Annotated in this window: 18 protein-coding genes; 2 read left to right on the top strand and 16 right to left on the bottom strand. The window is 59.4% G+C overall.

The window, feature by feature from the left end; all coding sequences use genetic code 11:
• Positions 1–8 precede the first annotated feature (8 nt).
• The 8 genes from ACLGGT_RS09325 to ACLGGT_RS09290 all read right to left on the bottom strand — a co-directional run bounded on the left by ACLGGT_RS09325 (position 9) and on the right by ACLGGT_RS09290 (position 8,161).
• The gene (locus tag ACLGGT_RS09325) at positions 9–545 is read right to left on the bottom strand and encodes a hypothetical protein (RefSeq protein WP_217521289.1); all 537 of its coding nucleotides are present in this window, start codon (positions 543–545) and stop codon (positions 9–11) included.
• Entirely contained in the window at positions 506–2,146 is a 1,641-nt protein-coding gene (locus ACLGGT_RS09320) for a sodium:solute symporter family protein (RefSeq protein ID WP_437195815.1), read from the bottom strand. The genes ACLGGT_RS09325 and ACLGGT_RS09320 overlap by 40 nt, the downstream gene beginning before the upstream one ends.
• Positions 2,143–2,475 (bottom strand): hypothetical protein, encoded by a 333-nt coding sequence (locus ACLGGT_RS09315; RefSeq protein ID WP_437195814.1) that lies wholly within the window; start codon positions 2,473–2,475, stop codon positions 2,143–2,145. The genes ACLGGT_RS09320 and ACLGGT_RS09315 overlap by 4 nt, the downstream gene beginning before the upstream one ends.
• Before the next feature lie 612 nt (positions 2,476–3,087).
• Positions 3,088–4,458, bottom strand: a complete 1,371-nt coding sequence (locus ACLGGT_RS09310) for an aminotransferase class III-fold pyridoxal phosphate-dependent enzyme (RefSeq protein ID WP_437195813.1) — start codon at positions 4,456–4,458, stop codon at positions 3,088–3,090.
• Positions 4,459–4,918: 460 nt separating this feature from the next.
• Complete coding sequence (locus tag ACLGGT_RS09305; RefSeq protein ID WP_008283099.1) at positions 4,919–5,464, bottom strand: TetR/AcrR family transcriptional regulator; 546 nt, start codon at positions 5,462–5,464, stop codon at positions 4,919–4,921.
• 536 nt (positions 5,465–6,000) lie between these two features.
• Entirely contained in the window at positions 6,001–6,669 is a 669-nt protein-coding gene (locus ACLGGT_RS09300) for a cupin domain-containing protein (RefSeq protein ID WP_437195812.1), read from the bottom strand.
• Between the two features lie 35 nt (positions 6,670–6,704).
• The gene (locus ACLGGT_RS09295) at positions 6,705–7,328 is read right to left on the bottom strand and encodes a glutathione S-transferase family protein (RefSeq protein WP_008283096.1); all 624 of its coding nucleotides are present in this window, start codon (positions 7,326–7,328) and stop codon (positions 6,705–6,707) included.
• Positions 7,329–7,573: 245 nt separating this feature from the next.
• Positions 7,574–8,161 (bottom strand): helix-turn-helix domain-containing protein, encoded by a 588-nt coding sequence (locus ACLGGT_RS09290; protein ID WP_437195811.1) that lies wholly within the window; start codon positions 8,159–8,161, stop codon positions 7,574–7,576.
• Positions 8,162–8,399: 238 nt separating this feature from the next.
• Here ACLGGT_RS09290 and ACLGGT_RS09285 point away from each other — a divergent pair, with 238 nt between their 5' ends.
• Complete coding sequence (locus ACLGGT_RS09285) at positions 8,400–8,945, top strand: peroxiredoxin-like family protein (RefSeq protein WP_151976917.1); 546 nt, start codon at positions 8,400–8,402, stop codon at positions 8,943–8,945.
• Here ACLGGT_RS09285 and ACLGGT_RS09280 read toward each other — a convergent pair.
• The 5 genes from ACLGGT_RS09280 to ACLGGT_RS09260 form a co-directional block, all read right to left on the bottom strand.
• Positions 8,942–9,247 (bottom strand): helix-turn-helix transcriptional regulator, encoded by a 306-nt coding sequence (locus ACLGGT_RS09280; protein WP_437195810.1) that lies wholly within the window; start codon positions 9,245–9,247, stop codon positions 8,942–8,944. The two genes, ACLGGT_RS09285 and ACLGGT_RS09280, sit on opposite strands and share 4 nt — an antisense overlap.
• A 4-nt stretch (positions 9,248–9,251) precedes the next feature.
• On the bottom strand, positions 9,252–9,641 hold the full coding sequence (locus ACLGGT_RS09275) for a hypothetical protein (protein WP_008283092.1): 390 nt from the start codon (positions 9,639–9,641) through the stop codon (positions 9,252–9,254).
• Between the two features lie 121 nt (positions 9,642–9,762).
• A complete protein-coding gene (locus tag ACLGGT_RS09270; RefSeq protein WP_437195809.1) occupies positions 9,763–10,833 on the bottom strand; it encodes a flavin monoamine oxidase family protein in 1,071 nt (356 codons plus the stop codon).
• A gap of 355 nt (positions 10,834–11,188) precedes the next feature.
• Positions 11,189–12,172 (bottom strand): GlxA family transcriptional regulator, encoded by a 984-nt coding sequence (locus ACLGGT_RS09265; RefSeq protein WP_437195808.1) that lies wholly within the window; start codon positions 12,170–12,172, stop codon positions 11,189–11,191.
• The gene (locus ACLGGT_RS09260; protein WP_437195807.1) at positions 12,141–14,561 is read right to left on the bottom strand and encodes a GcvT family protein; all 2,421 of its coding nucleotides are present in this window, start codon (positions 14,559–14,561) and stop codon (positions 12,141–12,143) included. Before ACLGGT_RS09260 ends, ACLGGT_RS09265 begins: the two co-directional genes overlap by 32 nt.
• Positions 14,562–14,738: 177 nt before the next feature.
• Between ACLGGT_RS09260 and ACLGGT_RS09255 the strand changes: the two genes are divergently transcribed.
• A complete protein-coding gene (locus ACLGGT_RS09255) occupies positions 14,739–16,277 on the top strand; it encodes a trimethylamine methyltransferase family protein (protein WP_437195806.1) in 1,539 nt (512 codons plus the stop codon).
• Between the two features lie 177 nt (positions 16,278–16,454).
• Here ACLGGT_RS09255 and ACLGGT_RS09250 read toward each other — a convergent pair whose 3' ends face one another.
• The 3 genes from ACLGGT_RS09250 to ACLGGT_RS09240 are packed head-to-tail and all read right to left on the bottom strand — an operon-like array spanning position 16,455 to position 19,997.
• Positions 16,455–17,453 (bottom strand): LysR family transcriptional regulator, encoded by a 999-nt coding sequence (locus ACLGGT_RS09250; RefSeq protein ID WP_081506985.1) that lies wholly within the window; start codon positions 17,451–17,453, stop codon positions 16,455–16,457.
• A gap of 28 nt (positions 17,454–17,481) precedes the next feature.
• A complete protein-coding gene (locus tag ACLGGT_RS09245; protein WP_437195805.1) occupies positions 17,482–18,966 on the bottom strand; it encodes an ABC transporter permease in 1,485 nt (494 codons plus the stop codon).
• Positions 18,966–19,997 (bottom strand): quaternary amine ABC transporter ATP-binding protein, encoded by a 1,032-nt coding sequence (locus ACLGGT_RS09240; RefSeq protein WP_219435369.1) that lies wholly within the window; start codon positions 19,995–19,997, stop codon positions 18,966–18,968. The genes ACLGGT_RS09245 and ACLGGT_RS09240 overlap by 1 nt, the downstream gene beginning before the upstream one ends.
• Positions 19,998–20,015 lie beyond the last annotated feature (18 nt).

The raw sequence follows: 20,015 nt of genomic DNA, 5'->3' as shown, positions 1-20,015 counted from the left end.
TTGCTGTTCTAGAGGGCCAGAAAGGCGAAGCTGGCAAGAAATACTGATGCAGCCGAGACTGCGCCGGCCGCGCGTAGGAATGACCAGTGCAAATCTGCGGACAGCCCCCGTGTCAGCGCATGCAGAAATAAAGCCATAGATATGAGAGAGATCGTCGCAGCGATTGCGGTGTGGCCGGGGGCGCCGTTGATCCAGAAGGCGGCGGCAGGCGCCCCGACCCAGAGTGCCAGCGACGACGCAGACACAAGGGTCATCAGGCGCAACAGTGGCACCCGCCCGCCAAAGGCCCGCGTCATTGCCCATATGACAACGGTGAACCCCAACCAGAGCAACAGAGTTTGTGCCATGCCACCCAGCGCGACGTAAAACAGCGCCTCGATCTTTGCGACGCCCAGCGCCTCGACCTGTTCGCTATGCGCAAGAAATGTGGCAAAGCTCCACAAGAGCCCCGCCGTCGGCAGACCCAACACGGCCTGCCAACGGCTTTCTGTAAAGATCGTGGCGTTTACCACGGCACCAAGCCCCACAGCAGAATGGGCGCCCACAGTGCGGCCAGGATAAACAACCATTCGCTGCTGTCATAGCGGGTACGAGTCACCTGTGCCCAGCCATGCATTTTTTCGACTAGCTCCTGCGCCATATACCTCTCTTGTGCGGCCACCTCGCCTTTCAACTTTTCGGCGGCCAACGACACCAAGATCGTCAGAATGAACCCGACCGGAACAGAAATCAGCGCGGTTGCGAAGCCGAGCTTGGCGACCAGACCAGTGCCAACCGAGAAATCGGGCAGGACGTAAGGCGACAGCAAGATATAGGTGGCGCCAGACACCAGGCTGCCCGTGAAAGCCCCCCAAGAGTTGATGCGCGTAGACCACACACCCAAGACCACCATTGGGGTGATTGCCGTGGCGCACATCCCGAAGGCCCAGAAAATCGAGGTAATCAAAAACGCAGGTGGATCGAGCGACACCAGAAGCGACACCACTCCAGTACCTGCAAGGGCCAAGTAACCGTATCGTAGCTGTTTTGCCTCAGTGAGGTGTGGACGCAGAACGCCGACGATGTCATGGCCGACCACCGTCGCCACGCCAATCATCAGGCCAGCAATGGTCGAAACTCCGGCGGCTAAGACACCCGCGATGACAAAGGCTGAAACCCAATCGGGATTGTACGCCAGATTCAACAGCAACGTGGTCTTGTCCGCCGCCTCAGGCGTTAGTTCCTGCCCAATCAATGCAAAGTGATACACACCTGCAAAGCCCAAGGCATAAGTGCCCAGAAACATCAATCCAACCCAGAGACAGAACCAAGGGACCACCCGACGGGCCGACTTGATGTTCTCCGAGGTCAGCACTCGCTGTGCCAACTGCGGAAGTCCAAGCGTTCCGATTGTTAGTGCAACGAACAACGCCACATAGAAACGGGCCTCGAATTTGAGGTCGAAGAACGTCGGGATGCGTTCCAGCAAGGTATCGGTGAGGCTACCGTATCCCAATGGCGGAAACCAGAAACCGGGCACGCCCATCGCCTTGAGGATCGCGGCAAGGGGTACGAGCAGGGCGATCATCATGATCACCATCTGGATTGCATCGTTATATGTCGCGCCCTTCATTCCCCCGATTGTGATGTAGCCCGTGATCACCAGCGCCGACAGGATCAAAGACGGAGTATATGGCAGCCCAAGCAGAACCTCGAACACCTTGGCGATGCCGATGAACTGACCGACCATATACATCAGCATGATCAACAGCATCCAGCCAGCGGCCAGAAAGGCAGTGCTGCGCCCGTATCGCGTCTGGACAAAGTGTACTGAAGTGAACACTTCCATCCGGTACAGCGACGCGCCGTATAGCATCACAAGTAGAGGAACGCTCAGGATCAGTTGCACCCACATGTAAACGAAGGGCAGATGTAATTGTTGGATCAGGGCCACCACGCCCAGAAATGTGGCGACGCTCATCCATGTGGATGACGCAGCAAGTGAGTTGACGAAGGGGCCAATGGAACGGCCTGCCAAGTAAAGGTCTGTCGCGTTGGCTGTTTTCTTTTTGCTGAAGAGCGCGACAGCATAATACAGGCCGAACACGGCAGACGTGATCCCCAAACCAAGCCATATATTTTGAAGTTGCCAGTCTGCCGGGGTCATTTTGTGCCCTCCGTCAGGGCAAGCGTCTCTGGACCTTTACCTTGCACACCAGATCCTTCGAGAACTGTTTCTCGGCTATGAAAAAATCCGGCGTTTTCGGCTTCAATCTCGTCCTCGAGCTGGTTTGCATAGCGACACCAAACCATCGACCACAGCAGCACGCCAAGCGAACCAAGTGTGATGGCGATGAAGTAATGGATTGGCAGCCCGAGTATCCGGATACTGTTATCCGTGCCCAACATGACCGCCCAAAGACCCGTATGCCCGAGCAGGACATAAACGATGCCGAACCCGACGGTAGATCGTATTTCTTTCCTGTAAGCGTTCAAAAGAAGCTCCTCCCTCTTTCCGGTTGCAGGAACCGCCCTGATCTCCTCAACAGCGCGATTTCCTTTGAAGACAGCGCATCAAGAACGCCATGACTCGGAACGTTAGATTTTCTTGAATTTAAATTCAAGAAAAATAGAGCCGTGTTTTACGGCCAGTTTTGACCCCAACGACACGCGTGATCTGATCTTTGCGCTGGCCATCAACGCGCCTGCAATTGGCGGGGGATTGGGTGCCCACTTGGGAAGACTGGGAACAAGCCTGCGGCGGCGTGTCGAAACCATGAATTCTCTCGAAAGTGCCTTGGTCCCCGGCCTGAACCGACTGTGATAGAGGGGCGATCCGCGCAGTTCGTCGAGCGTCGCCTTGACGGGCAGTCATCCGGTTCCCTCGCCCCATGCCCGCCTATGCCGTCTGGGCGTAGCATCGGTTTGCCCTGAGCTTACGCAATGTCTGGGAATTGTTTTTGGAACAGGCCGCAATCGTGTCGCCTGAACGCATCTGGATTTGGGGCCAGCGGTTCAGAACGCAGATTGCGACCAAGGATCGTTGCGTTCGCCCATGTCCTGCAGAAAGCTGAGGTGCCGGGCGTGGGCACACCAGATCTGCGATACTCAGTCCGCCGACACCTCGGCAATGAAGTCCTCTGCCACTTCAAGGTAGCGGTCGATGTCGGCCTCTGTATGCACAAAGGACACTTGGGGGCCCGCGCTTGCGATAGCCTCCCATATCCCTCGATTGGCCATGAAGACGCGCCGAGCGTCGCTGAAAGCCTGATCGAGCGATGGAAGAGCTTCGTCCAGATTGCGCGGAAGCTCGGGCGCAAGGCAAAAGCCCGAGCGCGGGCCGTAACGGAAGGCCCGCCATGGCAGGCCATGCGTGGTAATGATGCGTTCGATTCCGTCCGCCAACCGTGCACCGAGCACCGCCACACGTGTATAGGCGGCTTCGGTCAGGATATCCTCAAGCACCGCGCGCGCCGCAGCCAGCGTGATGGCACTGCCATAGGTCGTACCTCCAATGGCAAGGCCGCGCACTTGGGCCACGTCCACATCCCGGTGCCGTTCGACAAACCCGCCCAGTTCTGCCGTCATCCCATAGGCCCCAAGCGGCATCCCCGAGCCCAATCCCTTGCCAAGCGTCACAAAATCCGCAGATAGGCCATGCGCCCGGATAAGGCCCCCATAGGCAAATTGCCAACTGTGCGTTTCATCCAACGCAAAGAGCGCGCCCGCCGCTTTTGCCAGCCGGTAAGCCTCTTCCAGAAAACCGGGCTCTGGCAATACGAGCGAACAGTTAGTGAGGGCGGGCTCGGTCAGAATAAGCGCGACATCACCGTCCTGCAGTGCCCGCGCCAGCGCCGGAATATCGTTGAACGGCACGTTGACCGTATCTGCCGTCGCCCTTGCCGAGATGCCCATGCCATCGGGGGCAGCATCGGTATTTGCGCCCGGCGCGCCGCCTTCGGCCATCGTGGGCTCGATATGGCCGTGATACTTGCCTTCGAATAGCACGATCTTTTGCCGGCCGGTAAAGGCCCGCGCGATCCGGATAACCTCGGTATTGGCGGCCGAGGCGCTGAGCGTGTATTGCCACATCGGCAGGCCGACACGGTTGCGCAGCAACTGCGAGACGGCAATTGCATCTTCGGTCGGCAGAAGAAACTGCATGCCGCGCGCGGCTTGCCGTGCAATCCTGCGGGTGACCGCGTTTTCGCCATGTCCGACGGTGTTGCTAAGATCCGCGTGATTGAAGTCGAGATAGGTGTTGCCATCGACATCGCGAAAGCAGTTTCCAAATCCTTCGGTAACAAAGATCGGTCGATGTCGGTAAAGCCCCGCCATCCATGCCATCGGAACCCCATCCGGCATCACGCCACGAGCGGTTTCAAGTAGGGCAGCTGAGCCTGCCGTACGCGATGCGAAAGCCGCGGATTCCCGTGTGAGGATTTCGGCCAGCCTTGATTCATTCAGCCGTCCTGGCATCCGCAGCTCCTGTATGACGTGCATCTCTCGGGCATCTAGCCTGTGGCCATGACAAACATCAACTGTCTGTTGAACGGGGTGGTTTACTGCTCGATGGGCGCACATCTGTCTGGTCGAAACGGGGTTGCAGCCGGGACAAACTATGCGGATTGCGCCCCCTCAAGAACTGGGCCCGCGTGCCGTGATGATCGGCGTCCACTCTCCACCCGCACGAACGGCGGGAAGGAGGCAATGTTGTGGTGTTAAACTGAGCGTTCCTTTCTGATCCCGCAGGTGTTCTTTCCTGCGGAAGGGCGCGGTGCGCTCACCCCGAGCGGAAGGATATCGTTTACAATTGGCAAAGAGACGCGGGCTCAGATCTGCGTCAAGGGCATGTGCTTGACTGTAACCGTCCCTTTAAGTGGCGGTTTTCCGGCTTGAGCTAACCCTAGCGTTCTTGCGTCTCCAACCGTGAAACTGATCAAGCAATCTGTGCCACACATGATACCACGTGCTGCCTTGCTTCCAGCAAAGGCGTCTCGTCCCCCGTCGTCAGAGACAGGACCATGGCTCCCTGGAAAAGCGCGACAACGAGGTTCGGGGTAAGTGTGGTCTTGTTCCCGGCCAAGGCTTTGCTGAGCCAATCCCGTAGCCGGTTGTAGAATGCTCGCACCGCATCAGAGGTTCCTTCTGGCAGGTGCGTGGCAATTGAACCAAGAACAGCACAGAGGCAGGTCGAGCTTTCTACGCGATACGCCTCAATGTATCCATCAGCGAGGCGCAACAAGCGGTCGCTTGCGGTCTCGGACGGATCGTCGGGTGCGCCCAGTGAGTCTATGAACCTGTTGGCGTAGCGGCTTGTGACTTCGGCGCCCAACTCCGCTTTTGTGGGGAAGTGGTAGTGAATTGAAGCGCTCTTTACCCCGATAGCCTCGGCAATGTCGCGAAAGCTGACCCCATCAAAGCCGTTCTTGCGAATTTCGCGCTCAGCATAATCAAGGATTTGCTCGGCTCTACTCTTAAACATGTCTTTGGGTCCCTTTTGTACCTATCACTAGATAGCGATCATAGAAGCTGGTGCAAGACTACAATTAAACCCATCAGTAGATAGCGGCTCACCTTGGTTTAGGGATGCGCGTCATCGTGAAGCGACAGGGTAGTTAGGAAAAAGGTGATGCCCAGCGAATTGCCTGACAAGCAATTTGCCCACCATGTCTGCGGGGCTGAACCGCCGCTGATCGCAGAGATCTCGACACCGGATTGACTGCGCCAAAAGCACCGCGCTCTGAACTATTGAAGGGCTTGTGCACTGAGACCGCTCCAGCGTCGTCTCAGGGGCAATGATAGGCGGACCCTGCTTTGTAGTAATGCGCGCGATTAGATCTTGTGCCAGATCAGGGCCGGAAAGATCCACCTCGTGACATGCCAAAGGGGTCGACAGAGGCCTGCTGCATCCCATTCCGACCGTTTCATGACCCGCACCTTCGAAAGTGGAAAACAGGGACTGACCAAGGCCAGCCCTGCCCCTGCCACAAGGGCAAGGGGTCGATCGGTTGGCATTACTCAGACCGCTGGCGGCTGTGCGTAAACAAGATGCCCTGTCTTTATCCAAAGCTTTGCGCCGTTCGCACCTGCAACCGCATGCAGTGACCCGCCGTCAGGAAGCCGGAGCCACGACCCTGTGTGCAGCTCGTTTCCGTTTTCGGTGATTTCCCCACCAATCACGAGCAATTCCAGCCCGCCCTCTGCATCGAGAGCAAGCGACGCGCCCGCGTCAAGATGACGATAGGTGACTGTTTCGCGCGCGTCCTCGTGCAGGATCGCGGTGGCGACCCCGTCGACCGGAGCGGCAAGTTCATCCGCCATGTTTTTCCGGAACTGGTTGCGGTCATTCATGTCGAATTGCCAGAGCTTGACGAAGATTGTGCAACCCGGTTCGGACCCTGGGGTATGTTGCGTTGTAGGAGGATTGCGGACATAGGTCCCTGCGGGGAAGTCGCCGTGCTCATCCTGGAAAACACCATCGAGCACGATGAACTCTTCACCACCAGTATGGGTGTGGGCAGAGAACTTGCTGCCCGGCGCATACCGAACGATGGTCGTGGCGCGTGCCACTTCACCACCGATCCGGTCGAGCATACGCCGGTCAACGCCTTTCATGGGCGAGGCCTGCCACTCAAGCGCATTGGAGTGCACAACAACGCGTTTAGAGAAATCTGCATTCAGTTCCATCTGTGAGTTCCTTTGTGCTTGAGTTGCAGAGGGAGTTACGCCGCGATACTGGGCCGCGCGTTCATCTTCTTGCGCCACGCAGCGAGATTGGTAAGGTTAGCAGGGATCTCAATTTTGGCGAAGTCGGCAAATGCCAGCCCAGCGAAAACCGTGATGTCAGCCATCGAGAACTTGTCACCGGCAACATAGGCGTTTTTGCTCAGGACTTCGTCTAGATACGCCATGGTGTTCGTCGCGACGTCGCGCTGCTTCAGGCCCCAATCTTTATTCTGGTAGACTTCCAGTTTGGGACCAAGGCCGGGGGTAGCGTGATGAAAGTAGTTCCCCACGGCGTTCAACAGCCCGGTTTCGGCGCGGATATTCATCATCGAGATAACTGCGCGTTCCCGGTGGTTTTCGCCTGTCAGAGAGGGGCCATTTTCGAATTCGCCGTCAATGTACTCGATAATCGCGTTGCACTGTGAGATTCGCGTGCCATCATCGAGTTCGAGGCAAGGTACGGCCGCATCTGGGTTGATCTTCTTGAATGCCTCGGTGCGATGTTCACCGCCCATCACGTCGACCGGGATGAATGAGACATTTTCAAAAGCGCCTTTCTCGGCAAGTGCGATCCGAACGCGGGCGGGGTTCGGGAAACCTTCAACATCATAGATCTTCATGGGACATCCTTTCCAAGGGTTTTGTTTTCGTGATAGCTATCTATCAGTAGATAGTCTAAGCAGGAAGAGGGTTTTCCGTTCATCTTGAAAGAGATCACGCGTTAGTGATCGGAACTCTTGGGATCATCGCCAATCAGGCGCTTTTGCGCGAAACCGACTCATAAGGCGTGTCTAGACTTTGACCGAGAGCGCTTTTTGCGCAGCCCTCTTGGCAGCTTGACCGTCGGTATTCTGCCTGGCCCGTGTTATAAGATGGGGTGTTCTGCGGGCCCGGAAACTACTGCCGCCAAGGGAATATCCCCAAAGTGGCGGAGCCATGCCCGGCGAAATCCCGCTGTGGTTCCATAGCCCACACTCCGCGCCGCCACGGGAATCGAAGCGCCTTGGATCAGGGCGATATGGGCAAGGCCCAACCGCCACCGCGTTACATAGGCCAGCGGGCTGGTCCCAAGACAATCGCTGAAATCCGCCATGAACCGGGATCGCGACATGCCAGCCTCTGCCGATAGCATTTCGACGGTCCAAGGCCGGGCTGGGGCAGCGTGGATGGCAATCAGTGCGCGATGCAGGCGCGGGTGTGACAGGCCAGCCAGCAACCCAGGGTCCGGCGGACCTGCGTCAATGGCACGGCGCAGCACCAGAACCAGCATCGCCTCGAACAGGCGGGCCATAGCAAGTTGCGATCCGCAACGCCCGGATTGCGCTTCGGCAACCAGCACATCGGCCAAGGCCGCAAGACCGGGGCAGTTTTCTCTGGCAACTGCCAGACGGGCGGGGCTGCCATGCAGCACCTGCGCCAAAGGCAGGGCACACTCAAGGCGGGTTGCGACCAAGGCACCGGGTTCCGGCGTGTTGGGGGGCGGGTGAACAGCACCAGTAAAGTCGGGGTCAATACCAGCGCCGCCCGTGGATCATCCGCCGCGCAAGGCGTGGCGACGGGCCGCAATGCAGACATCAGCGAAGATAGCCGATCCTGCCGCAGAATGGGACGATCGGAAACAAAATTGGGCACATCAGCAGTCATGAATCCCATAATGCATCATGCAACATCCCCCTGCAATGGAAGATACAATGCTCATTCCCCGCCAGACCGCTCCCGCACTGACCGTTCCTACGCTTGATCACGGCCCTTTCAATCTGGCAACCGCTACACCGCAGCGCGGCACGGTCATCTGCTTTTACCGGGGCCTGCACTGCCCGATCTGCGCCACCTATCTGACTGAACTGGACAAACAGACCCCGGCCTTTGCCGAGCGCGGCATCGAGACGATTGCCATCAGCGCTGACGGCGCTGATCGTGCCCGCGCGATGGCCGACAAGATCGGCGCAACCGCGCTGCGCTTTGGCCATGATCTGCCCTTGCCCGTGGCGCGGGACTGGGGCCTCTACATCTCGACCTCGCGGGGCAAGACCTCTATCGGGATCGAAGAGCCTGCGCTGTTCTCGGAACCGGGGCTGTTCATTGTCAACACAGACCAGTCCATCTATTACCTGTCGGTGCAGTCGATGCCCTTTGTGCGTCCCAGCTTTCGCGAATTACTTGGGGCGGTCGATTTTGCGATCGAAAAGAACTACCCAGCGCGGGGCGAATACACAGGCAGTCTTGGGACAGCCTAAGCGCCTGAACCGACCGGGCGCATCTTGTGTCCAAAGGACGCCGCGACGAGGGCAAGCCCAAGCTCGAGGACCTCAAGCTCGTTTTGTGTGATGTTCAATGGCGGCAGGAACACCGGATCGCTCATGATGTATCCGACCCCACGCTCGCCAACAATCGGAACACCGGCACCGGCCAATGTTTCGATATCGCGGTAGATCGTCCTGAGAGAGACCCCCATCCGATCCGCGATTTGCTCGCCTGTGTGGAGTTGCCCGTCTCGAAAGACCTGATTGATGTCAAACAGGCGATCGGCGCGCCTCATAGCCTCATTTCAAAACGAGAGGGATATGATAGGACAGTACCATACTGTTCGGATCGATGCTCATGATGAACGGCGTCAACGCCTCGTTCTCCATGGAACCGGCCATCGCGGTCTTTGCAGCTTCCGAGTTGGTCCACCGGACGTGATCCATCCACATTCCGTCCTCGCCTTCTGACAAGACACGGCCGATGAACCCGTCCATAGCGCACAAAGCCAGCATTGTGTTTGCCGCCGCCGCCACAAAGTGCTCGCGCTCGACACTCTCGGCCAGACGAAACTGTACAATCTCGATAACGCCGGCTGCCGTCGCTGCCGACGGGTCACAATCCTGAGCCCGCGCGCCCGTGGAAAGCGCGACCGCTGCCGCCATTGAGGTGAGGATAATCTTTTTCACTGCTTACTCCTGTGCCGCATGGCGCAAGGGGGTAGCACGGGCCAACTGACACGGTCTGTCAGTTATCTGCGGCCCTCCAAGATCTTCCTTCGGGTGCATGGCCCTTCCATTCAGGGGCAGGTCATAGAAGCCGCGCCAGAAGCGCCGCAGCGCCCGCTTCGGCTGCCTCCTGCGCTCCGGCTAGGTAACCGGGTTCTGTGCGGCTGGTCTCAGAGCCGATCAGGGTCAGCCGGTGTTGCCATGCGCCTTCGACCCATGGGCCGGGATTGGGTGACGGGTGGTCACCTGCTGTCAGGTCGTCAGGCGTGGCCGTCAGCGGATCGGCGGCCCAGTCCTTGTAAAGCGTGGCTTTGGGCCGGGCCGCATGCGGGCCGAAAAGCTGTTCCAGTTGCTGGACAGAGGCGGCGATGACAGCCGCCGCACCCGACTGCACACGGGCCTTGGCCGGAACACCGACGAAGCCGAACAGCGCCGCCTGCCCCGTCGCCGTCGTGGCGTCATGGATTTCAACCAAAGGCCCGCTTTGGCTGCGCGCCGCGCCCGACAGTCCCGCGTCGTGCCAGAAGGCGCGGTCATAGACCACAACCAGCTTGGCATGCGGTGCCATCCATGTCGGCGTGCCCTGCCAGAGGCGGAGGACAGACGCGGGTATTGGCGGATCGAAGGCGATTTGCGCCGCCAGCAAGCGCGGTGGCACGGCCAGCAGCACGTGCGGGGCAGACAGGCTGCCACCATCGGTCGTCACATCGACACCCGTGGCGGTCAGCGCCAAATGCGTGGCGAAGGTGTTCAGGCGGATCGCATCTGCCGGCAGGTCGCGCGCCAATGCCGAGACCAGCGCAGCCGTACCCCCGCCCATCCGCATAGTGGCTGGCTCCTGCTGCATACCCGAATACCGTTGTACAGAGCCCTGACCACGCTGGAACAGCAAATCGCCCGTATCCGACTGGGCAAAAGACGTCACGCCCGCCCCGTTCACGAAGTGCCCAAAGTCGGGTTGCATACCGGGCCAGAACCAGGACGGGCCGAGGTCGAAGGGGCCAGAGCTGTTGCCAGAGTCATCCACCGACAGGATGCGCCCGCCAAGACGGTCGCGCGCCTCGATCAATTGAACGTCGATCCCGGCCCGATGCAGCGCTCGGGCCGCTGTCACGCCCGAAAGACCACCACCGATAACAATAACCTTTGGCAAAATCATCCCTCCGAGGTCGTGGGCGGTGGCGGAACTACTGGCACATCGCGCTGCTGGCCGCCGCCTGTTATGGCCACGACCTTGCCCGCAAAGCACATTCCAATCACCCAACGATCTATCCGCAGTTACACATTTGATAGAGGGTGCCGATCCCACACGCAATATCTATCTATCAGTTGGTAGCCTCACTGAATTGATCAAGAAGGCCGCCAATGAAGCTATCCCTGACGCGGCGCAGGTCCGCATGCGAGAAGGGGGCTATACCAACTTCAGCTTTTGCGATCTGGCCACTGATGTGGGTGTGAAAGGCGGGCTTTCGCCGGGCGTTGGCGAGTGACGGCGGCATCAGATAGGTTCACAGACCATAGGATCTCAGCATTATTGGCGTCATTCCGTAGCGTTGTTTGAACAATCGCGAGAAATGCGCCGAGCCTTCAAATCCGCAAGAAAGGGCAATTTCCGTTAGCGAAAGTGAGCTGCCCTCGATCAGGGTGCGGGCGCGATGCAGGCGCAGATCGCGGGAATAGGCCTGTGGGCTCTTGCCCAAGTGGCGCGCGAAGAGACGCTCAAGCTGCCGCGCCGACAGGTTAATGCTTTGGGCGATCTCGGCGATTGATTGTGGAAACTCAATGTTGGTTTCCATTGCCTTCAGAGCTTTGCGCAGGGGGCCGTCCGGTAAGCTGGCTAAATCGCTTAAGCCCTGCGGTTGCTCGCTTTCGGCCATTCGCAGGCGTTCCAAAAGCAAGACGCGGCCCACGTCCCGCATCAGGACCAATGAGGTCATCTCAGCGATCAGCGCCAGAACCACATCAGCGGTCGCGGCCATGCCCGCGCTTGTCACCAGATTGCCCGATCTGTTGAAAAGAGTGTTGGTGCCCCGTTCAGCTATTCCTGCCTCCTCCAGCATCGGGCGCCCTTCCCAGTGCACGGCGGCGGTTTCGGCTGCACCTGCGGTAAGAAGCGCTTGTGCGGCATCTGACAGGACCACGGCCAGCCCGCCCGCGTTTCGCACGCGCTGCAGGCGCGGCAGGAACCGGCGCAGTGCACGTGCCATTTCCGACCCACCGGTCACGATCAGAAGATCCGGCAGGTTCGTCGTCGAGTCCATCGGTGTGACTGTGATTTCCATTCCACCAAGTGACGTTAGCGTGTTCGCGGCGTCGACGGATACGATCTGCAGCCGGAACAACTCGCGGCCCGCCAAACGGTTGGCAATGCGAAAGCTGTCGAAGGCAATGGCAAGCTCTGTCGCAACGAAACCCTGCGCAAGCAGGATTTCGACCAATTTCGGACCATTTTCCTTGGGGCTAGGCCCGGACACGCAGGTTTTCTGGGTCATAAAGACACTCGGGCACCACTGTCGCCTGCGTAGGGACCCCTATCACCTCCACCATCAGCGCTGTGCCTTCTGCGGCAAAAGCGGGTTCAACGAACCCCATGGCGATATTCTTGCCTACCCGGTGCCCCCACCCAACGGAGGTGACCGATCCCACAACCCGACCGTCGCACAGGATCGCATCGCCCCCATGCGCGGTGGCATGCGTGGCATCGAGGACCATCGAAACAAAGGCACGGCGGTGGCCTTCGGCGATCATCTTTTCCAGCGCCGCCTTGCCGATGAAATGGGGTTTATCCATCTTTACAAAGCGCCCGAGGCTGGATTCGAACGGGGTAAACTCGGTCACGAGGTCCGCCTTCCAATGGCGATATCCCTTTTCCATGCGCATAGATTCAACAGCGTAGGACCCAAACAGCCGCAATCCGTGCGCCTCGCCCGCCTTTCGCAGCGCCAGATAGGCCGCGTAAAGCTGCGCGTTCGGGACGTGGATTTCATAGGCCAACTCGCCCGAGAAACTGACCGACATCACCACAGCAGGCGCGATGCCAACAAAGGCCCGCCGCACCGAGAGCCAAGGAAAGGCCGTGGCCGACCAATCCCCGCGCGACGCGGCCGCCAGCACATCACGTGATTTTGGACCGGCCAGCACAAGGATCGTATGATCATTCGTCAGCGACCGGATGCTGACCGACCCATCCTTGGGCATATGCGCCGTCAGCCAGTCCATGTCGTGATATTCTGACGCCGCCGCCGAACCATACCAGATCGTGCCGTCATCGATATTCGCAAGCGTCGCCTCGCCCTTGACCATACCGTGATGGTTCAAAAGGTAGCCAAGCCCAACCTTGCCGACCTTCCGCGTCATCCGCCCGCAAAACATCGTGTCCAGCCAGTCCTGCGCACCCGGCCCGGTGATTTCGAACCGGTTGAAGCCGTTGACTTCGGTCATCCCGACGCCGGTTTGCACTGCGCGCACCTCGGCTGCGACCACGTCGAACGCCTCATTGAATCGGAAGCCGTGGGTTTCGTGGAAGTCAGGCGAGGGCTTGATGTAAGCCATACGCTCCCAGCCGTTCACGACGCCGAATTCGGCACCTTCTGCCGCCAGGATCGGTGTCAGGGGCGTGGTTTTCATCGGTCGGCCAGCCGGGCGGTGTTCGTGCGGCAGGTGAAAGCGAAATTCGTTCTGGTAATCCTCAATGGCCTTGAGGGCGCAAAGTTCCACATTCGCGTGGGTCGTAAAGCGGCGCGGGTCGATGACCCAGGTGTCATACTGCGCTTCGCCATGCACGATCTGCTGCGCCAGAAGCCAGCCATGGCCGCCTCCCTCTCCAATCCCGGCGCGCAGGCCGATGATGCAGAATGCGTTGCGTTTGCCCGGAATCGGGCCGACCAGAGGTGCTCCATCAATGGTATAGGTGATCGGACCATTAACGATGGTGTGGATCCCCACTTCCTCCAACGCGGGCATCCGTTTGAAGACGTTTTCTAGCACGGGCAGCACGCGGTCAGTGTCCGATGGACAAAGCGCGTTGACGAAATGTGGATCCACCCCGTCCATGCCCCATGTCCGACAATCCTGTTCGTAGAAGCCGACCAGCAGCCCCTGTTTTTCCTGACGCGAATAGAAATCGTCGATCGGGCAGCGCAAAAGAGGTACGCGTTTGCCATAGTCGATTATCCCCTGGATCGGTTCGGTCAGGAAATACTGATGCTCCATCGACATGACCGGGTGATGCACCCCCATCATCGCGCCAACCTCGTTCACGCGATAGCCGCAGGCGTTCACCACAATCTCGCAGGCGATATCGCCTTGGTCGGTATGGACAATCCAGCTATCGTCTTTCAATTGTGTGAGGCCTGTGACAGGCGTGTTGCGATAGACCTCTGCCCCTGCCTTGCGAGCCCGTCTTGCGAGCGCTTGACAGAGCTGCGCGGGGTCGATGTCGCCATCCTCGCCGTCCCACAACCCGCCCACCAGACGATCAGTGGTGATCAGCGGATGGCGGCGGGCGCATTCGGCGGCATCGAGGATTTCAAACTCCACCCCCATCACCTTGGCTTGGCTGGCAAAGTGGCGATAACCATCCATTGTGGTTTCGGAATTGGCGAGGCGGATACCGCCATCGCCGTGATGGTAATTGATCGGATAGTCAGGATCTGCAGCCAATTCCTTGTAGAGACTAATCGAATGGCTTTTCAGTCCCACCATCGTCTGGGTCATTCCAAAATTGGTGACCTGCGCCGCTGAATGCCAAGTGGTTCCGGATGTCAGCTCGTTGCGTTCCAGCAAGACGACATCGGTCCAGCCCTCTTGCGTCAAGTGGTACAGGGTGGAGCAGCCGGCAATGCCGCCGCCAATCACCACAACGCGAGTTGTCGATTTCATATCATTCGCTCCTGCTGCTTATTGCTATGACAAGGGCAAAGCGGCCAGGTTTCGTCAATCAAGGTCAGGTGCGTTCATAAAATGCGAAGCGTCCCGTAAGAAAGCCTGAAGTCGCAGCTTCAGCGTTGTCAGCGACGGCACCATAGGCCCTCAGTAGAACAGCAATCGGAGGGCGAGATGAACGAAGGACAAACTGGGCGACGCAGTGGTGGCCGGGCAGACCGGGTTGCCAAAAGGGCGTTGCCGCCTGCGGTCAATCCTTGTCCACCGGGTCAGCGGGGCGGGCAATACCGGCCCTTGTCCGAAGCCGATATGGTGGCCATCTACCAGACCGCACTTCGGCTTCTGTCTGATCTGGGCGTGGGCGAGGTGCCGGAAATTCTTGTAAAGCCGTTCCTGGCCGCCGGGGCCACCTTTGGCGACGGGCGGGTGTTCTTTCCGCAAGACATGGTCAAGCGGGCCATCGGCATGGCTGCGAAAACCTTCACCTTTCATGGCCGCGATCCCGCGCGGTCAATCGAGGTGGGCGGCGATGCCGTGCATTTCGGCACCGGCGGCGCGGCCGTTCTGACGTTGGATATTGACAGCGGCGGCTACCGCCCCTCAACCCTGCGCGATCTTTACGATTTCACAAGGTTGCAGGACACGTTGACCAATGTCAGCTGGTTTACCCGCTGCTGTGTCGCGACCGACCTGCCGGATATCTATGACCTTGATGTCAACACGGTCTTTGCACTGATGAAGGGCACAACGAAACCTGTCGCCACGTCGTTCACGATCCACGAGCATGTTGCGCCGATCATGCGGATGGTCGACATCGGCCTAGGCGGCGATGGCACGTCCGGCTTGTTTCACGCAACTCCATTTCTAAAGACGCATATCTCGCCGATGATCTCGCCGATGCGCTATGGCGAGGATGCGGTGATGGTGACGCTGGCCTGTATCGAGCATGGGATTCCCCTGTCCTGCATCACCGCAGCGCAGTCTGGCGCAACAGCACCCGCGACGCTGGCCGGATTTCTGGCCCAGTCGCTTGCCGAGACGCTGGCCAGCTTGATCATGGTCAACGTCATCAAGCCTGGTCATCCGATGGTTTTTTCCAACTGGCCTTTGGTGGTGGACCTGCGCACCGGTTCCTTTGTGGGTGGCGGCGGCGAGATCAGCGTCATGAACGCGGCTTCGGCGCAGATTTCCAACTGGCTTGGCCTACCTTCGGGCGTTGCCTCCAGCATGACCGACGCCAAGGTGCCGGATGCGCAATACGGGGCCGAAAAAGGGATATCCTCGCTTGCCGCGGCCCTCGGCGGAGGGAACCTGATCTATGAGTCATCCGGCATGATGGCGTCTTTGCTGGGGGCCAGCTTCGAAGCCTTCATCCTGGATGACGAGATGCACTCGCTCATCTACCGCACCCTGCGTGGGGTCGAAGTCAGCGAAGAAACGCTGGGTTATGAGGCGATCTGCGAGGCGGTGCTGGGACCGGGCCATTTCTTGGGCGGAACGCATACCATTGCGGCGATGCAACGCGATTACTTTTACCCCACCATCGCCGACCGTGACGCGCCCGTCACCTGGGAAGAAAAGGGCCGCCCCGATGCTTGGGGCCGTGCAAAGCTTGCTGCGCGCCGGGTACTGGAGACGCATCATCCCTCCTATCTCGCGCCCGAGGCTGAGGCCCGGATGCGCGGCGAGTTCCCGATCCAACTGGACCCCTGAACGGAGAGGTTTGGCAAAAGCGTTGCCTAGGTGGGGCCGCATAGCCTGACCGACCTCACGCGCGGGCAAACCGTGGCACCGGCAGATGCGGCAAAACTGGAAAGAGGGCGCGAAGACATGGCTGAATGCCAACAGTCTCGAATGTCTGGTCAGCGCCAATCAGGATTGTGCGTGGTCTCAGGCTTCGGTCTGGGGTTCATCCTCTGCCACCTCGATCGCGCCTTCGAAGCCCGGCACAATCGCCTCGAAGCGGGGAACAAGCACGTTTCGCAGGATGCGGCGGCAGTCGCGTGCCAGTGCTTCGGGCAACTGGCCCAGTTCTTCGGCGCGGGCCACAAGGTGGATATGGCGCGTTTCGCCTGCAAAGGGCAACGGCAGGACATCGAGCATCGGGATGAAACGTTCGGCATCCAGGAGGTTTAAAGGGGTCGTCAGTGTCCAACCGCCGGTTTGCACGACCATTGCAAGAACCGACCGTGTCGCCTCGAACGCATAGCGACGGGGGACGTTCAGTTTCACGCGCTTCAGGTGCTGGGCGACCTTCTGGCCGATGGGCATCGTCTCTGAATACTGCACGAAGGGCAGCCGGGCCAGCGCTTCGCGTGGGTCGGTGCCGGGCTTGATCGCCCCTTTGGCGGTCAACAAGATGAAGGCTTCGCGCAGGATCGGGACAGATTGAAACGTGGTGCTTTCAGCAGGCAGCAGGGCGGTTACGCCAATATCGGCCTCTCGTGTTTGCAGCCGGTCAATGATCTGGTCGGACCGGCCAGAGAAAGCATAGACAAAGCACTTGCGAAATCGCTTTTGCAGGGCAGACACAAGAACGGGCGTCAGCGAGGCATCGAGGTCGTCGATGATCGCGAGATTGAGTTGCGGTAAGCTGGTCAGGCTGATCTCGGCCAACTCGGCCTGCGCTTCGGAGACGACCGACAGGATACGGTGAGCATGGGCGCGGAGCACCTGACCTGCGGGGGTCAGGGTGACTGGCTTGGCGCGACGGTCAAAGAGTTTCGCACCGATGGCGGCTTCCAGCGCGGTGATATGCTGGCTGACGCCCGAGGACGATCCACCTAGCCTCTGAGCGGCCCCGGCGATGGAACCTGCTTCCTCCAACGCTACGAAAACGCGCAATCCGCGTAAGGTCAGTTCGGCTGGCAGGCGGGTAACGTCGGACATGGCAGCTCCTTTTACGACAAACTAGCCGTCATTCGCGCTTGCGGAAACTGCCTTGCACGATGCGGTCAATAACCATGGCGCAGAGTAGAATGGCCAACCCGGCGAGCAGCCCTTGCCCCTTCGCCGCATATTGCAGCGAGGTCAGCACCACCGACCCTAACCCCTGAGCGCCAATCAGGCTGGCAATCACCACCATCGACAGGCACATCAGGATTGTCTGGTTGATCCCTGCAAGGATAGACGCCTTGGCCAACGGCAGTTCGACACCGCGCAAGACCTGCCATTCGGTCGCGCCATAGGCGCGGGCGGCTTCCTTTACATCCTCGGCAACGCCGGTCAGGCCAAGTGTGGTCAGCCGGATCACCGGCGGCATGCCAAAGATCAGCGTGGCAATGATGCCGGGCGGCTTTCCCGTGCCGAAAAACGCGATGACAGGGATCAGATAGACGAAGGCGGGCATGGTCTGCATGAAGTCAAGGATTGGCTGGGCGATGGCAAACGCGGTCTTTGACCGGGCAAACCAAATGCCCAGCGGGATGCCGATGACGATGCACAGAATTGACGCCGCCCCCAGCAAAGCGACCGTCTGCATTGACAACTCCCAGAAGCCGTAGAACGCGAGATAGGCGAGTGCGGCAGCCGTGAACACTGCGATGCGGGGCCCGGCAAGTTGCCAGGCCAGCGTGCAGATCACAAGCATGATCACAGGCCAGGGGGTGCCAACAAGGACGATCTCCAACGCCTCGACCAGAATGCGGATGCTATTTCGGAGCCCGTCAAAGAACCCCTGCCCCGAGGCATATGCGGCTTCAAATCCTGCGTCAAACCAGGCCGCCGTGTCAGAGAATAGCGTCTTGTCAGCGGGAAATGTCGTTAGCCAATCCGGTGGCATACCGATCCTTGCGTAAAGCGTGACGCCATAGATCAAGCTGGCAAGGGCAAGGGTGACCGCCCCCCGCAGAGGCGGCGCGCCATGTGGCAGGGTCTGGTCACCCCGCCATGCGGTGTAGCGGCGTTCGTATATTGCATTGGCAAAGAACCCGGTTGCCAGCCGGATGACTAGCAGCAGGATGACACCCTGCACCACACGGGTGCTCGCCCCGTCTGTCAGGGATGCCGTTTCTGCCATTGCTGCATCAACGGCCTTTTGAAGGTTGTCGGCCAGTTTGGTGGCGCGGGTCGCGGTATCGGTGTCGCCGGCCGCTATGGCTTCGGTCGCCTCGGCGCGGCGCGTGGCGATAGTGTCTTGCAACTGGCTGATCCGGGCCGCCTCAGCACTGTTGGTATTGCCGCCAAGGCCAGAGACGATCTGGTTCAGGGCCAGTAGATCAAGAAAACAAAGCAGCAAGAACAGGAACGACATCCCCCGCATCCCGGCCCAGATCGGGCCAAGAATCGCGGCGGCGGGGTTGAAGCTAAGGACAAAGCCAGATCGCGACTGGATCGCAGCAAAGGCGCGGGTGTAATAGGGAGCACTCGGGCCGGTAAATTGGGGGATCAAGTTGGCCTCCATCAGCGTCCCTCCCTGATGGCGGTCAGAAGCCTGTCTTTGGTGACGATCCCAACCGGCACGCCACCATCTTGGATGATAACTGGCAGAGTCGATCCCGAACACAGCCCGATCAGCGCATCAAGATTGGCGGTGGTGGGAGCATAGGAGGCGTTTGCGACATCGAAATGTGGAAAAGAGATCAAAGGCTCCATGACGGTGCGCGCGGTGATCAATCCCAGCTTCGAGATATTCTGCACGAAGGTCCTGACATAGTCATCCGCAGGCCGGGTCACGATTTCCTCGGGCGTGCCAGTCTGAACAATCCGGCCATCCTTCATGATGGCAATGCGGCTACCGACACGGATTGCCTCATCCAGATCATGGGTAATGAAAAGTGTGGTCTTGCCCAGCTTGTGCGACAATTCCATGAATTGGTCCTGCAATTGTCGCCGGATCAATGGATCTAGCGCCGAAAACGGCTCGTCCATCAGCAGGATCTCGGGGTCGGCGGCCAGAGCCCGGGCCAGACCCACGCGCTGCTGCATGCCCCCAGACAGCTGGCGCGGCAGGCGGTCGCCATAGCCTTGCAACCCCACCAGACTCAGCTTTTCCGCCGAAACTTGCCAGCGCGTACCCTTGGGAGAGCCGCGCAATTCCAAGGGATAGGCCACGTTATCCTGCACCGACCGGTGAGGCATCAACGCCATGTGCTGGAACACCATTCCGATGCGTTCGGCCCGCAGCGCCCGCAAGGCGGCAGGCGACAGTGCGCGCACGTCCTGCCCCAGCACGCGGATATCGCCCGATGTCGGCTCGATAAGGCGATTGACATGGCGCACCAAGGTGGACTTGCCGCTGCCCGACAGCCCCATGATGACAAAAATCTCGCCCGGCATGACAGAAATCGACGCATCGGCAATGCCCACAACGCAGTTGTGCTTGGCCAGAACTTCGGCCTTTGTCGCGCCGGCCTTGGCATCGGCAAGGGCAGCCTGTTCGGCGGTGCCGAAGATTTTCCAGACACCCGAAAGTTCGATCACAGGATCTGCCATTGCATGTCCATCTCGTGC

It is taken from the genome of Roseovarius sp. MS2, from assembly GCF_051447875.1.
In the GTDB taxonomy this organism is placed as follows: Bacteria; Pseudomonadota; Alphaproteobacteria; order Rhodobacterales; family Rhodobacteraceae; genus Roseovarius; species Roseovarius mucosus_A.
The sequence above is the reverse complement of the archived record's forward strand: the minus strand, read 5'-3'. Positions and strand labels throughout refer to the sequence as shown.

Coding starts and splice junctions, on each gene's coding strand:
- ACLGGT_RS09240 (WP_219435369.1), bottom strand. CDS start 19,997: ATGGCAGATCCTGTGATCGAACTTTCGGGTGTCTGGAAAATCTTCGGC.
- ACLGGT_RS09250 (WP_081506985.1), bottom strand. CDS start 17,453: ATGTCCGACGTTACCCGCCTGCCAGCCGAACTGACCTTACGCGGATTG.
- ACLGGT_RS09280 (WP_437195810.1), bottom strand. CDS start 9,247: ATGAGGCGCGCCGATCGCCTGTTTGACATCAATCAGGTCTTTCGAGAC.
- ACLGGT_RS09300 (WP_437195812.1), bottom strand. CDS start 6,669: ATGGAACTGAATGCAGATTTCTCTAAACGCGTTGTTGTGCACTCCAAT.
- ACLGGT_RS09310 (WP_437195813.1), bottom strand. CDS start 4,458: ATGCCAGGACGGCTGAATGAATCAAGGCTGGCCGAAATCCTCACACGG.
- ACLGGT_RS09265 (WP_437195808.1), bottom strand. CDS start 12,172: ATGACCCAGAAAACCTGCGTGTCCGGGCCTAGCCCCAAGGAAAATGGT.
- ACLGGT_RS09295 (WP_008283096.1), bottom strand. CDS start 7,328: ATGAAGATCTATGATGTTGAAGGTTTCCCGAACCCCGCCCGCGTTCGG.
- ACLGGT_RS09260 (WP_437195807.1), bottom strand. CDS start 14,561: ATGAAATCGACAACTCGCGTTGTGGTGATTGGCGGCGGCATTGCCGGC.
- ACLGGT_RS09285 (WP_151976917.1), top strand. CDS start 8,400: ATGCTCATTCCCCGCCAGACCGCTCCCGCACTGACCGTTCCTACGCTT.
- ACLGGT_RS09320 (WP_437195815.1), bottom strand. CDS start 2,146: ATGACCCCGGCAGACTGGCAACTTCAAAATATATGGCTTGGTTTGGGG.
- ACLGGT_RS09245 (WP_437195805.1), bottom strand. CDS start 18,966: ATGGAGGCCAACTTGATCCCCCAATTTACCGGCCCGAGTGCTCCCTAT.
- ACLGGT_RS09305 (WP_008283099.1), bottom strand. CDS start 5,464: ATGTTTAAGAGTAGAGCCGAGCAAATCCTTGATTATGCTGAGCGCGAA.
- ACLGGT_RS09255 (WP_437195806.1), top strand. CDS start 14,739: ATGAACGAAGGACAAACTGGGCGACGCAGTGGTGGCCGGGCAGACCGG.